A 15013-nucleotide genomic window follows, 5' to 3' on the forward strand; every position below is an offset into this window, starting at 1 on the left:
AAACCCTGAATTTTTTTCAAAATCAAGTTTTATCTCCCAATTGTAGACTTTTTCTCCTTCTTGGTTTCCCGTTCGCTGTTCACTTTTGAAAAACTCCTCTTCTCAACTTGAATGAAGTTTAACTACTGTATTCATATGCAACATAAATCGTTTTTAAATCCACCGTATATAACTTTTGGTATACTACGTTTCTTTTTCAACTATAACAATTTGTTATTTTTAAACATTGAAAATAAAGTTATGATAACATGATGAAATGTCTCATTTAGCCGATCTAAGTTGCATATCTTTGCTTTTACGGTTTGCAGATGCAAAGTGAGACAGTCGATGACTAATTCCCGCCAATCATCCTTTCGCCGAATTTTAGTAACGAGAATATTGCTTTTATTCGTCCCAGTTTTGCTTGTAGGTGAAATTGTGGCTTTGAATAAAGCACGTACTAGCCTATTGGCAACTGCCCGTCAGAATTTAACAGAAAGCGCTATTAGTAAAGCTGAGAAAACTGTAGATGCCATCACTCTATTAAAAGCGCATTTGCTCAGTGTCAGTAAAACCACAGTAATTCCCTCAAACTTGCCCATAAATGAAGAGGAAGAAATTCTCAAGCAACTAAGGCAACGACTCCCAGCAAGTATTGAGTGCGTCCAATTAACAGAAGTCGTCAATCAGAAAATAATTGCCAGTGATTGCGGCGATGAAGTAATTGGAGAATTAAAATTTCCTTTGCCTAATGACGGAGTTGATGTTAAAGCAGTCTTTCCGCCAAAATCAGGAATGACTGGTAAAAGAAACAGTCAAAATCAGCTGCAATTAGTCTTATCTGCACCAGTTAGCGATCGCCGAACAAATTTAGTTTACAGTTTAAGTATTAAATCAAGACTGTATCAACAAACCAAAAATCGGCCGGGATCGCTTACAGGTGCAATGGTAGTGATTGCCGAAGACGGTACAATTTTGGCGCATCCATTAATAGGTTGGGTAGGAACTAATATCGAACAGCATCCAAATGCTTCCCAACTCAAAAGCATAATCAAAAATGCAATTGCTGGACGCAACGATTCCATAAATTTATCATTTAAGGAACAAGACAAAGAACAAGAATTAGTAGCTGGCTATACAGCGATCCCTAATCCACTCAGTCAACAACAACAGCAAAAATGGATAATTTTAGCTGTTACCACAGTTGATAATGCCCTTTTTGGTCTAGAAGAAATCAAACTCATCCTCATTGTTTTAACAGTTGGTTTAATTGGTGCAAGTTTATTAGCATCTTTATATCTAGCTCCTTACTTGGCAAGTCCTGTAGAAGAATTACGAGACTACGCTCTCAATATTCACTCTCACCACGCTGCACAACCAGTTCCTCGCAACTTCAAAATCCGAGAATTTGACCAACTAGCTCAAGCACTAGACCAAATGGTGCAACGGCTCAAAGCTGGGTCAGAAGAACTAGAAACCGCTTGGAAAGAAGCAAAAAGCGCTAACCAAGTTAAAAGTCAGTTTTTGGCTACAACTTCCCACGAATTGAGAAACCCATTGAATATTATTATTAACTGTATTCGCTTGGTTGCAGATGGTTTATGTGATGACCGAGAAGAAGAACTAGAGTTTCTCAAACGTGCAGATGAAACAGCAATTCACCTGCTAGGAATTATTAATGATTTACTCGATATTTCTAAAATTGAAGCGGGGAAACTTTCAGTAGTTACAGCACCTCTTGACTTACGACAATTATTACTAGAGGTGATTAACTTACAATCAGTTAATGTTCAACAAAAAGGCTTGCAATTGAAATGTGAGTTAGGTACTGAACCGATACCAATTAACGCAGATGCAGTCAAACTCAAGCAGGTGTTAATTAATGTTATTGGTAACGCCACCAAATTCACTGATAGTGGAAGCATTACCATCACTACAGACATTGAATATAGTAATGGTAAATCTCAAGCAGTAGTGTTTATTAAAGATACAGGTATAGGTATCGATCCCGCACAACAACACAAATTATTTCGCCCCTTTGTAATGGTGAATGGTGTAACCACACGTCAGTATGAAGGTACTGGACTGGGGCTAGCAATTTCACGTAACTTAATCGAACTCATGGGAGGTACCATCACTCTTGAAAGTGTGGGACTTCATCAAGGTACAACAGTCAAGATTACCTTACCTTTGATTGATATTTCTCTGTTACCTATTTCTCACAAACAAGGAAATGCAGGCGATATTGGATTTTCCTCTGGAAACGAGGGGGTAAAGGTAGGCCGTCAACCTCATCCACAGGAGTCAGAAAGAGTTGTAGCAGTGGGGAGCAGCAAAACCCAGAAAGTACAGACAAACAAAAATAACTCCCCAAACCTTCAGCAGCTACCTGGTAAAGAGATTTATCAAATTAGTCTTTCACCCCAGCAAACTATCCTGCTCAGTCTCCCAAAAGGAGGGGTTTATGCAAATGGAACTTCTCAAAGGTGAGACAATTTTAGATTTTGGATACTTCGACAGGCTCAGTACAAGTTTTGGATTTTGGATTTGTTTGGCCCTATCTGCTGGCGTTAGGCTATTTAGTCACTCTCCTTGGCTATTGGTTGAGAAAAACAACTTTACCGTCTTCTTTAAGAGATACCGTCAAAGCTGCAAGGATTTCTACTAACTGCGTCCCCACCCAGCCAGAAGAAATTTCTGAGGGGGTATTGTTAAGAATAGAGACAACAAAGCGATGGCAAACCCGTTGTAAAGGTTCTCCTGGTTCTAATTCCAGCATCACCTGACTTTGATTCACAGGAATAAATTGGTTACCTTGTTGTTCAAACTCCCCATGTAACAGAGTTAGAGGTGAAGATAGTGACAATTCATCAAAAATTAAACTACCACGACTGCCTACAATCCCCAATCGTCGCTGCTTATCGGGATTGAGCCAGCACAAGTGAATATAAGCTTGAAAGTTATCTGGGTATGTCAGTGTTATCCATACTAAGTCAGCCAAACCTTGAGGCAGAGCGGCAGAGGGCCAGAGGGGCACAGGAGAAGAAAAATATGAATTCTCCTCTGCTCCCCTGCTCCTCTGCTCCCCACCTTCTTGTAGCCACACCATACCCTTTGCCTGTACTTTTACAGGGGATTGACCCAACCAAGTGTTAAAAATAGCAATATCGTGAATCGCTAAGTCCCATAAAGCATCAACATCTTGGCGCACAGGGCCTAAATGGGTGCGGGTAGCGTAGCCATAGCGCAAATCCCCTAATTTACCGGCTTGAACTACAGTTTGTCCCCGCTCAACTGCTGGGTGGAATAAATAGGTGTGGTCAACCATCAATATTAAATTATGCTGCTCTGCTAACTGGCAAAGCTCCCGGCATTCTGCTGGGTCGAGAGTTAGGGGTTTTTCTGCCAAAACATGGTATCCCTGTTGCAGAGCGTCTTGAATTAAAGCATAGTGAGTGCTAGCTGGAGTAGCGATCGCCACTGCTGTCAGTCCTGGCACTTGCTTCAAATCCTGCCATTGTGTTGTTAATATTACATCTTCATTTAAATTAAACTGCTGTTTTACTGCTATCAATCTTTCTGGATGCGGGTCTACCACAGCAATTACACTGACGGATGGATGTGCTAAAAAATTTCGTAATAAATGCACACCCCAACGCCCAACTCCGATAACAGCGATTTTAATTTGATTTGTCATTTTTTATTTAGTCATTAGTTATTAGTCGTTGGGTGTGGGGGATGTTGACTGTTGACTGTTGACTGATGACTGTTGACTGTTGACTGATGACCGGGGACACTCAGAGTTATTATTCTTCCATGCCCCATACCCCATACCCAATAACAACCATCTGAATTATTAATTTAATTCAAATCTTTTGAGTTCAGGGTTTTTCCTGATTTGCAATTGCTAAAAAAGCTACTTTAGCTGCTGCTTGTTCGGCGGTTTTGATTGAGCGTCCTTTACCTTGTCCTAGCATATTTCCGTGTAGCCAGACTTCAGCAACGAAACGTTCTTGGTTGCGGTGGGGTTGATTGACTTCTACAACTCGGTATTCTGGTAAAACTTTAAATTGTGCCTGTGTCCATTCTTGTAGAGCAGCTTTGTAATTAAGCCTAGCTGGATCGAGGCGAATTTCTGCGGCTAGTTGTTGAAAGTGGGGATCTAGCCAAGGGCGAATCAGTTCTAGATTTTGAGTACTTAAGTAAAGCGCACCCAAAACTGCTTCAAAAGCATCTGCTAATCGTGACTCTTGACCAACTTTATCAGCCGTAGCACTGCCAGCAACTAGCAAATATAGCTCCAAACCATATTCTCTAGCTAATTGGGCGAGAATGCGATCGCTCACCAACACCGAACGAATTGCCGCAAAATCCCCCACTGGACAATCTGGGTAATTTTCCCACAACACCACAGCTGACACTAGCCTTACCACTGCGTCACCAACAAACTCCAACTGTTCATAATTTGCTGAGTCAGAAACAGTGGGATGAGTTAGCGCTAAGTCCAATAGTTGCCATTTGATTGGTGCTTGTGCAGACAAACCAAATTTTTTGACTAAGCTTTCGAGTTGTCGTTGACGGCGTGGATAAACTAGGGTCACGTCGCTTCGCTCCGAATTCAAAATTCACGCAATACAAATTAATGAGGTAGGAAGCTGAACCTCCATACCTCACATAGTTTAAGAGCAGCACATAAGCCGGATTCTGTTCTCTTGCGAGGGCAGTTATCTATCTGGGACGCCTGTTACCAGACGCCTCTAGCGGCTCTTGTTGAGCGGAACTGGTAAAAGACCAACCGTAGTTCCTTCGGCCTTGCTCCCAACCGGGGTTTACCGAGCCAGCACCTCTCGATGCTGCTGGTGCGCTCTTACCGCACCTTTGCACCCTTACCAAACAATTTTGGATTTTGGATTTTGGATTTTAGATTCAATCCAAAATTTAAAATCTAAAATCTAAAATTGATTGGCGGTATCTTTCTGTGGCACTATCCTCACGATCGCTCGCACTGGACGTTATCCAGCAAGTTTGGTCTTTCGGGAGTCCGGACTTTCCTCAAACCAGTGATTATCACCGATCTGCAACCGCCTGCGTCTACTCTCTCCCTACCTCCAGTGTAATCTTGGATGGCATATTGTGTTAAATTAGTAAACCTATTTCAGTGGCAATTTGACGTTGAGTGATGACTGATGACTGATGACTGATGACTTTTGAGTAAGTGCAATAGCTTATTGATATGTTGGGAAAACTGATTAATTCTAGCAATGGCATAAATAAAGATGCCTTTTTAGCCTGTCAACCGTCAACCGTCAACCGTCAACCATCAACAACTTATTACTTCTTCTTGTTCCAAGGTAGTGCATAAGTCCAAGGCAATTTTCTGACTGTGAAAGGACAATTGATAATGCTAATAGGAGGAAAATTGACACCGGGAGCTAAACCTACACGCACTTCAGATACTCTTAATACTAGTTGTAGGGAAAACTCTAATTCTTTTCTTCTATTTATAAAGTCGTTGTACAATTTTTTTTGCCCTTTTTGCAGTCCATTGATATCAATGAGTGGTTTGTTAGCTGAGTAGGTGCCATTTTCTTGGCGCTGTAAAACATCTTCTGCTGTGACTGTCTCAGAAAGTGTCTTTTTGGGTGCAATCAAGCTAGGGCTTTGGGGTACAGCTAAATCGCGGGTTAAGTCTGGTGATTTGCGAATTACTCGGCGCGATTGTTTGCTATGTTCAACTACTAAAGAACTGTTGTCCCAATCAACGTATACAGCAATATTTTCAGATTTATTTTCAATACTCAGCCCTAAATCTTTCAGGTCGTCAATGGGGTATGAGGATTTGAATTTAAAGGAAACACCAATTTTGTCGTTGAGATTTTGCTCTTTTAGCTGGTCGTCAACAACTCCTTTTTTAAATTCAAATTTAACTTGGTCATCGATGGATTCAACCATGCGGTTAAAAACATAGGAAACAACAATAATATAAATGGTCAAAATTATTAAATTCTGGTCGCTACTCCTCATATTTTTAAAATATTAACTCCCACAATAATGAATGTATATTCGACTTAGCGATCGCCCGCAATTTTAATCACGCTTAACTGGTACAGAATTTTGTAGCCAGCCTCGCTGCCAAAAAAACCATAAAAGACAAACTGAGATGGCCACCATAACTGCTAAACATGCCGGGTAACCCCAGTACCAATTTAATTCAGGCATATTATATGGCGATTTCTCGGTATTGAAATTCATACCATATATTCCGGCCACAAAAGTCAATGGAATAAAAATTGACGAAACCACTGTCAACACTTTCATGATTTCATTCATTTTGTTGCTCACCGCCGAAAGATATACATCCATGAGTCCAGATGCTAGTTCTCGGTAAGTTTCCACCATATCCATTACTTGTACAGCATGGTCGTAACAATCTCGCAGGTAAATTCCCACCTCTTCTCCGATTAAATCGCTGCCATCACGAATTAAAGAATTAATTGCATCTCGCTGTGGCCAGATAGCACGACGTAATTGCAGTAATTCTCGCCTAATTTGATAAATATTTTGTAGTGTTTGTGGAGTTGGTTTAACTATCACTTCTTCTTCTAATTCTTCGATTCGCTCGCCATAAAGTTCCAGCACTGGAAAATAGCCATCAATAATGGCATCTAAGATAGCATAAGCTAAATAATCAGCTTTTTTAGTGCGAATGATGCCTTTGCTTTTTTCAATTCGCGATCGCACTGGTTCAAAACAATCATGTTCTGGTTCTTCTTGGACTGTCAGCAAATAATTTTTACCCAGGATCAAACTCACTTGTTCGCTATAAAAACCACATGTTTTTTCCTTGGGTACTACCATCCGAGAGATGAAAATTAATTGGTCTTCATAATCCTCTGTTTTCGGACGCTCTGGTACATTGACTACATCTTCTAAAACCAAAGGATGTAAATTAAAAACTCTACCCAATCTTTGTAAGATATCTTGACTACCTAAACCTTGTACGTCCACCCAAGAAACGCTTTCCATCTCTAGATATGGCATACATTCCTCTGGAGTTGATATTTGTTCGCGAATACAATTCGTCTGGTTGTAATCAATCAAGAAAATTATTGGCTGTGGAGCATCTGCATCAATAAAAATTGTCCCTGGCAGAGTTCCTGGTTGGTGGCGAAACTCATCTTCAAATGCCTTTGTTACTACTTTTAGAGCGCGGTGCAATTTTCGTGGCATGAAATATTACCTAATAGTCATTAGTCATTGGTCATTGGTCATTGGTGAATGAGAGGGGATGATATACACGTTATTTTATAAAAAGTAAAAAAAGGTGGTAAGTTACCAGCAATAGAGATAACATATTGCTTCTGAATCAGCAATGGTATAAAAAAACAGTTTGCCCTGGCAAGACAAACTGCTGCAAAAATATTAATCTTAAGAGCCAGCAAATTCTGGATTCTAAATTCTAAATTCTGGATTCTGAATTCTGAATTCTGGATTCTGGATTCTAAATTCTGGATTCGGGTCAGCAGAGTTTAGAACATGCCGCCCATACCACCCATACCACCCATGCCACCCATACCACCCATACCGCCCATATCAGGAGCAGCAGCAGGTTTCTTCTCAGGCTTTTCAACAACGATCGCTTCGGTGGTTAAGACTAAGCCAGCAATGGAACCAGCGTTTTGTATCGCTGAACGCACTACCTTAGCGGGGTCAATAATACCAGCAGCGATTAAATCTTCAAATTCTCCGGTAGCGGCATTATAGCCAATGTTAAATTCGGTTTCCCGGACTTTGGAGACAATCACAGAACCTTCAGCACCAGCGTTGTCTGCTATTTGGCGCAAGGGAGCTTCTAAGGAACGCTGGACAATATCAGCCCCAATTTTTTCTTCTGCATCCAGGCTGTTTTTAATTGTTTCTACTGCCTTGGAGAGGTGAATTAGGGTGGTTCCACCGCCAGGAACAATGCCTTCTTCCACAGCTGCTTTTGTGGCGTTCAGGGCGTCTTCAATTCGCAATTTGCGGTCTTTGAGTTCGGTTTCTGTGGCCGCACCTACTTTAATCACTGCCACACCGCCAGCTAGCTTAGCGATGCGTTCTTGGAGTTTTTCTTTATCGTAGTCAGAATCGCTGGCGTCCAACTGGCGGCGAATTTGACCAATGCGCTTTTGCACCTCTGGCTTGCTGTCACTACCAGCGACAATTGTGGTGTTTTCTTTATCGATGGTGATTTTGCGAGCAGTTCCCAGGGTTTCCAAAGAAGCAGTATCCAAACTCAAGCCGATTTCTTCAGAAATCAATTGTCCGTCGGTGAGAATGGCAATATCTTCTAGCAAAGCTTTGCGGCGATCGCCAAAACCAGGAGCTTTGATAGCAGCTACAGTCAGTACACCCCGCGCTTTGTTCACAACCAAGGTTGCCAAGGCGTCTCCTTCCACATCTTCCGCGATAATCAGCAAAGGCTGACCGGAACGAGCAACTTTTTCCAACACTGGCACTAAATCCTGAATGCTGCTGATTTTTTTATCAGTAATCAGAATGCGGGCATTTTCAAATTCCACGATTTGCCGTTCGTTGTTGGTGACAAAGTAAGGAGAAATATAACCTCTGTCAATTTGCATCCCTTCAACCACTTCTAATTCAGTTGTCAGGGATTTTGATTCTTCAACGGTAATCACACCATCCTTGGTGACTTTTTCCATTGCTTGGGCTAGCATATTGCCAACTTCTTCGTCGTTTCCGGCAGAGACAGTGGCAACTTGAGCGATGGCACTTCCTTCGACTGGTTTAGCTATCTTGGCAATTTCTTCTACAAGCGCTTCGATAGTCTTGTCGATCCCGCGCTTTAAGCTCACTGGATTACTACCGGCCGCAACGTTCTTCAGACCTTCCCGAATCAAAGCCTGTGCCAAAACGGTAGCAGTTGTAGTTCCATCCCCAGCAACATCTTTAGTTTTTGATGCCACTTCCTGGATGAGTCTTGCACCTGTATTTTCCAAAGGATCTTCTAATTCAATTTCCTTGGCAACAGTGATACCATCGTTGACAATTTGAGGTGCGCCAAATTTTTTCTCTAAAAGGACATTACGACCTTTGGGCCCCAAGGTGATTTTTACGGCATCCGCAAGGGCGTTAACACCCCTTTCTAGAGCTCGCCGCGATTCCTCGTCAAATGCAATAATTTTCGCCATGTTTTATTTCTCAAGCGCTTCCATTAGACAATTTAGCACTCACAGGTCAAGAGTGCTAATGTCTCCAACAAGTCAAGTTACAAATGGAATTGAAAAATTGATTAATATACAGGTGATCCTCATATTAAATACTGGCAGTAATGCTTGAATTGGGAGATGAACCTAGACAACTCCCTTAAATCCCTTGGTATTGTCGAACCTAGCGGCACCGGCTGGTTGGCAGTAGTATTTACATTCCTCTTAGCTTGGCTTGTAACCTGGCGTTTAATTCCCACTGTACGCAAATTCGCCTTGCGAGTAGGTTGGGCAGACCAACCAAACGCACGGCGGCTGAATCGAGAACCTTTGCCCAATGCAGGCGGGCTAGCTATCTACGCTGGTGTAATTGCCGCGCTGGTATTAGCTAGTCTTTTACGACCCATCGAAGTCCAAAACGTATTGGCTCAGGTACTAACTATTCTCTTGGGGGGTTCAATATTAGTCCTAGTTGGCTTTATTGACGATCAGTTCGGTTTACCGCCCTCCGTTCGTTTGTGGGCACAAATTGTCACAGCACTGTTACTCGTAGCTAACGGCATCAGTGTGAAAGTGATGTTTGGCACACCCATCGACTCACTTCTGTCCATGTGCCTGACAGTACTATGGGTAGTGGGGATTACCAACGCCATCAATTTAATGGATGGGATGGATGGTTTGGCGGGAGGAATCAGCTTTATTACCGCCATGAGTTTGTTGGGGGTTTCAGCTCAATTTAACAATCGTGCGGCGGCTACTTTAGTTTTGGCAGCCTTAGGGGGTGCGGCACTGGGCTTTTTACGCCACAATTTCCATCCGTCACGGATTATTATGGGCGATGCTGGAGCGTACTTTTTCGGCTATGTATTGGCAGCAACTAGTATTTTAGGCAAACTGCAACAAAACACAGTGTACGCTCTGGTACCCACGGTTTTATTTTTGTTGTTGCCCGTACTAGATACTACTCAAGTATTTGTACGAAGGCTATTAGCAGGAAATAACCCTCTGAGCACCCCTGGCAAAGACCACCTGCATCACCGCTTACTAGCCTGGGGACTCTCCCAACGCCATGCAGCATTCACACTGTGGGGAGTTACTTTAGTTTGCAACTTACTAGCGATGAGAATACAAGGTATGACTTTCGCTGTCATGTTAGCCACCGCCAGTAGTATTATTATTCTTTTGGGCTTTACTGTGTGGCAAAGGATACGTCAACAACATTAGACTTCTTGCAGAAGTCGGGAAAAAGGAAAGGGGAAAGGGGGAAAGGTTTGGTATTTTCCCTTTCCCCTTTAACCTTTTCCCTTTGACCACAAGAGTGCAAGTGGTTTATTGTAGACTACCGCGTTTGATTTGTTCGCTTTCAATGGCTTCAAATAAAGCACGAAAGTTGCCTTCACCAAAACCTTGAGCTTGGAAACGGCGCTCAATGAATTCAAAAAAGAATGTCGGCTGTTCAAATATTGGTTGGGTAAAAATTTGTAGTAATAATGGCGCGTTATTTCGTCCATCTAAAGGAGTATATTCTTGCCAATCAACGAGAATTTCTTGTTGGGCGATCGCTGCAATTTCTATATCTGATAATGGAAATTTCGGACGCTGTTTTAATTGTGTGTAATAGCTTTGGGGAACTGAAAGCAAGGATAAACCACTAGCACGAAATTTGGCGATCGCGCTTACAAGATTTGTTGTCCGCAATGCAATATGTTGAATACCTGGCCCCCGATTTACATCTAAAAATTCCTGAATTTGCGAATTTTTAGATGCTGGTTCATTAATTGGTAATTGGACGTTGCCGTTACGCGAAACCATCACTTGACTATGTAAAGCAGAGCGATCGGTTTTAATTTTAAATACCTGCTGTGGTTTAAAATCCAGGATGTTTTCATACCAAGCAACAGCACGTTCTAAATCGCCAATTGCCACATTCAGTACGATGTGATCTATGGCAGTAATTAAAGAAGACGCAGGGACACGGGGAGAACAAGACGCGGTGAAAGAATCTACTCCTCTTTCTATCAATGTATGAGTCAGTCCACCCCAAGCGGCAATTTTGCTGGACTTAACAGATATTTCGCCTACATTTTCTTCTAGTATGGGTTGTAAAACTGTGGCTCCGTGGATTTTAGCATGTGCGATCGCTGCTTCTACGTCTTCCACAGCAAAGGCAACATCGGCTACGCCGGGGGGATATTGACGGAGAAATTCAGCCACCGGACTTGTGGGTAACAGTGGTGAAGACAGCAAAAAGCAGACGTTACCACTTTTAACGACTTCCGTACAAGTATGAAATGAACTACTGTGATGGGCTGCTGCTTGAAAACCAAGATGGTTTACAAACCAATCCCGCCACTTTTTGGCGTTTTCTACATAGAAATGAACGCTATCGAGTTTCATAGTTACTGAAAATCCAGCATATCAGCTTATATATCTTTAAATTTTGCCTTTTTTGCTAAATTTTCAGGTCTTTCCCAGGCAAGAATTATGTAAGCGAACTACAATGTCTCCAGACCTAAAAAAACAAATGACTATCGGGTTGAATGTTTATCTCCATTGGTACAGCTTGCGGTTCGGCAGAAAGGGCAAAGAAAATCGCATTGGCGGCAGTTTCAGCACTAAGCATTTTTTTCCGGTCTACTTTTAAGCTGACGTTATCCCAAAAAGGAGAATCTACCCCACCAAAGTAGAATAGCGTGAACTTGATACCAAAGCGCTTGAGTTCCTCTGCCATGCATTTGCTAAAACCGACAACACCAAATTTTGAAGCTGAATAAGCCGCCGCCATCCCCATTGAATGCTTGCCGAGAATTCCTACCACATTACAGATGTGACCAGACTTGTGTTTTTGCATCTCTTGGGCAGCAGCCTGAGTGGTGTAGAAACTGCCTTTTAAGTTGACATCTAACATTTTGTCTAAATCAGCAGGTTCCAGGCTATTGTAAGGCTTGAGTATACCAGCACCAGCAGCATTCACCAAGATATCAATTTGACCAAACTCAGCAACAGTTTTTTCAATCAAAGTCTTTACTTGTTGAGGATCGGTAATATCGGTGGGAACAGTCAAAACTTGCCCTGGTAAATCAGCAGCCAGTGTGGTTAAACGCACCGCATCCCTCGCAGCCAATACAAACTTCACTTTGCTAGAAGCAAGTTTACGTGTTAAGGCTGAACCAATACCGCCGGTAGCACCGACAATAACAACGACTTTATCTTGCATTTTAATATTTACATTTCTTCACATCTTTTTACATAATACTGAATTATGAACTCAAGAGGTACTCTTGTGGTCAAAGGGAAAAGGTTAAAGGGGAAAGGGAAAATACCAAACATGCGCCCCTTTTCCCGACTTATGCAAGAAGTCTCCTATCTACACAAGTAAATTTTTCTCATCAAAGCAAATTTCTATTGCAGCATTACCTCATAGTCTTTGCCATTTGGTTTTAATACAAATGTAGAAGATGATTCTAAATATTTGGTAAAACTAGAACCTAATTTTAGCTTTTTGAGAATTGAAGTAGGAGATACTCCTGTTATTTTTTGTATCTCTGTACCTAGTTTAGATACAGATAATTTAGTTTGAGGAGAATTGATTTGAAAATCTCGAATTATTTTTAATAAAAATTTATCTAATGTCTGGCGATCGCAAATTTGAATAAACTTTTCTTCTTCCTCTAGTTTAAGGTTAATCGATTGTGTAGATAACTCATCTTGAGGATAAATTGCTTCTGCAATTTCTGGGGTATTTTGATGAATATTAGTATTGAGATTACGCCTTTCTTCAAATAAATTCGCAATGGTGGCTAAATTTTGTAATTTAGTATTGATTGAATTTTGTTCATTTTTAATTAAATCCTGAATTTCTGCAACTACTTGTTGCAAAGATGGAATTTCTCTAGCTATTGTTATGGAATAATGAGTTAAGTTACCAGTATTTCTGTTTTCTATATGCAAAGTTTGTCCTTGTCTACGCACCCAATAAACAATCAAGCCTTGATTTTGCAGTTCGTTACAGAGGTGAACTAAAATTCCATCGCCAGAACAGACAAAAATTTCTTTAACTGTGGGATATGAGCGTAATATAGAAGCACCAAATCCAATCATTTTAGCATCAGCACTATCCTTCCCTCCAGGCACATGAATCAGTTGATAGCCACGCTTATACAGTTCAATATCGTGCTTACCAATACTGGGATTTCTCCAATTAGCAAATGCTAATTTAACTTCCAGTGCATACTCACATATACTAGCTAAAAATAATTCGGAATTAATATCTAATTTTAAATTTTCCGCGTCTAAAAGTAAAAGAGAAATTTTTGTTTCTAATTGATGCTTCTGTTTGCTTTCCTGTTTTGGGTGAAGTTTTTGAATAAATTGGTTAAAAGTATCGGATTCTAGCAAATCTGGGGATAATAAAATTTTCCTGAGTTCTTCAGCAAAAAGCGAACTCAAAGAACTAAGGCTTATTTCTGTCAATTTTTCTTCTACTGGTAGTTTTTTTGCTAAAGCAATTTCTGTAGCTTCAGCCACAGTTGATTTAGTATTTCCATTACTATTAGCAATCAAATCACTTTCTACCAAAGGAGAAAGTATTGGTTCAAGGAATTGTTTACCACAGTTTTTACACAGGTAATTCTGCTTGCCATTCCGACGACCATTTTTACGATATGAAGTAGATTCGCACCGGGGACATTTCATTTTTTATTGAGGTGGTCTAAAGCAGATACTCTTCTTAAGTTTATATTATAAAAAATTATCTTCGCTTAAATTAGTATTGCCCAACACAAGAGAAACTCAAAACTCGTGGGAATTAAATTACAGTCATTTGTTTTGATTTTTAGCCAAATTTTAATTGATGCGGGCAAAAACGTAATCGCGGGTACGAGAATCAAGGGGATTTGTAAAAATTTTATTTGTAGTACCAAATTCAATCATTTGAGTGATCCGATTTTCATTGCTGTGAAAGAAAGCCGTAAAATCAGACAGGCGAGTCACTTGTTGCATGTTGTGGGTAACAATTACAATTGTCAACTCAGAGCGCAAGCTCTGAATCAAATTTTCAATTTGCATACTACTAATAGGATCGAGACCCGAACAAGGTTCATCCATTAATAAAACTTTTGGTTTAACTGCCAAAGCGCGGGCAATACATAATCTTTGTTGTTGTCCTCCAGAAAGTTCTAAAGCAGATTTATGCAATTTATTTTTCAGTTCATCCCAAAGTTCGGCAGCTTTAATGGCAGATTCGACAATTGCATCTAATTCTACTTTCGGATGCCATCCAACTAATTTCACACCATAGGCAACATTATCATAAACGCTCATAGGAAAAAGATTTGGCTTGGGAAAAACCATACTAATTTGGCGACGTAATCTACTTAAATTGACACGACGCTCATAAATATTTTGTCCATAAAATTCTACTCTTCCTTCAACAGTCACCTCTGCTTCTAATTCATTCATCCGATTTAACGATTTAAGAAAAGTAGACTTGCCACAACCACTAGAACCAATAATTGCCGTGATTTGGTTTTGGTAAATATCCATTGACACACCTTCAACTATCTTTTGAGTCTCGTAATAGAAGCTGAAGTTTTTGACTCTGATGGCTGAAATTAGTTTACTCATATTCCCAAAACGTGTGAAACAATACTTGACCAAGTAAGGTATTACAAATCAGCAGTGCTGTTTCACTATGTTACTCCTAAAAGGAGAACTTCATGGAAAATACGTAAGTATATAGTAAATATATAGCAAATATACCGTTAGTAAACGTTTATATTAAGTTATGTCGCAAAAATCATTGTTGAGAAAATGAGGGAGGTGGGGAG

Annotated in this window: 11 protein-coding genes and 1 other RNA gene; 2 read left to right on the forward strand and 10 right to left on the reverse strand. The window is 40.7% G+C overall.

From position 1 onward, the window contains the following. Positions 1–327 precede the first annotated feature (327 nt). On the forward strand, positions 328–2469 hold the full coding sequence (locus GNE10_RS02740) for an ATP-binding protein (RefSeq protein WP_185563542.1): 2142 nt from the start codon (positions 328–330) through the stop codon (positions 2467–2469). Positions 2470–2575: 106 nt separating this feature from the next. On the opposite strand, the gene GNE10_RS02745 is transcribed toward GNE10_RS02740, so the two are convergent. The 6 genes from GNE10_RS02745 to groL all read right to left on the reverse strand — a co-directional run bounded on the left by GNE10_RS02745 (position 2576) and on the right by groL (position 9170). Continuing rightward, positions 2576–3676 carry a Gfo/Idh/MocA family protein gene (locus GNE10_RS02745; RefSeq protein WP_185563543.1) on the reverse strand — a complete coding sequence of 367 codons (1101 nt, stop codon included), beginning with the start codon at positions 3674–3676 and terminating at the stop codon, positions 2576–2578. Between the two features lie 184 nt (positions 3677–3860). Next, complete coding sequence (rnc, locus tag GNE10_RS02750; protein WP_185563544.1) at positions 3861–4580, reverse strand: ribonuclease III; 720 nt, start codon at positions 4578–4580, stop codon at positions 3861–3863. A gap of 77 nt (positions 4581–4657) precedes the next feature. Beyond that, an RNA gene (rnpB, locus tag GNE10_RS02755) (RNase P RNA component class A) lies at positions 4658–5077 on the reverse strand. Between the two features lie 233 nt (positions 5078–5310). Continuing rightward, positions 5311–6003 (reverse strand): hypothetical protein, encoded by a 693-nt coding sequence (locus GNE10_RS02760; protein ID WP_185563545.1) that lies wholly within the window; start codon positions 6001–6003, stop codon positions 5311–5313. Between the two features lie 63 nt (positions 6004–6066). Further along, positions 6067–7209 carry a magnesium/cobalt transporter CorA gene (gene corA, locus GNE10_RS02765; RefSeq protein ID WP_185563546.1) on the reverse strand — a complete coding sequence of 381 codons (1143 nt, stop codon included), beginning with the start codon at positions 7207–7209 and terminating at the stop codon, positions 6067–6069. Between the two features lie 299 nt (positions 7210–7508). Then, positions 7509–9170 carry a chaperonin GroEL gene (gene groL / locus GNE10_RS02770; RefSeq protein WP_099067013.1) on the reverse strand — a complete coding sequence of 554 codons (1662 nt, stop codon included), beginning with the start codon at positions 9168–9170 and terminating at the stop codon, positions 7509–7511. Positions 9171–9326: 156 nt separating this feature from the next. On the opposite strand from groL, the gene GNE10_RS02775 reads away from it, so the two are divergent. Then, entirely contained in the window at positions 9327–10409 is a 1083-nt protein-coding gene (locus GNE10_RS02775) for an MraY family glycosyltransferase (RefSeq protein WP_099067012.1), read from the forward strand. 105 nt (positions 10410–10514) lie between these two features. Here GNE10_RS02775 and hppD read toward each other — a convergent pair whose 3' ends face one another. The 4 genes from hppD to pstB all read right to left on the reverse strand — a co-directional run bounded on the left by hppD (position 10515) and on the right by pstB (position 14810). After that, a complete protein-coding gene (hppD, locus tag GNE10_RS02780; RefSeq protein ID WP_185563547.1) occupies positions 10515–11582 on the reverse strand; it encodes a 4-hydroxyphenylpyruvate dioxygenase in 1068 nt (355 codons plus the stop codon). A gap of 115 nt (positions 11583–11697) precedes the next feature. Beyond that, entirely contained in the window at positions 11698–12402 is a 705-nt protein-coding gene (locus GNE10_RS02785) for an SDR family oxidoreductase (RefSeq protein WP_099067010.1), read from the reverse strand. A gap of 185 nt (positions 12403–12587) precedes the next feature. After that, on the reverse strand, positions 12588–13880 hold the full coding sequence (locus tag GNE10_RS02790; protein WP_185563548.1) for an NYN domain-containing protein: 1293 nt from the start codon (positions 13878–13880) through the stop codon (positions 12588–12590). 150 nt (positions 13881–14030) lie between these two features. Further along, complete coding sequence (gene pstB / locus GNE10_RS02795; protein ID WP_185563549.1) at positions 14031–14810, reverse strand: phosphate ABC transporter ATP-binding protein PstB; 780 nt, start codon at positions 14808–14810, stop codon at positions 14031–14033. Positions 14811–15013: the final 203 nt, after the last annotated feature.

The organism is Nostoc sp. 2RC (assembly GCF_014222165.1).
In the GTDB taxonomy this organism is placed as follows: domain Bacteria; phylum Cyanobacteriota; class Cyanobacteriia; order Cyanobacteriales; family Nostocaceae; genus Nostoc; species Nostoc linckia.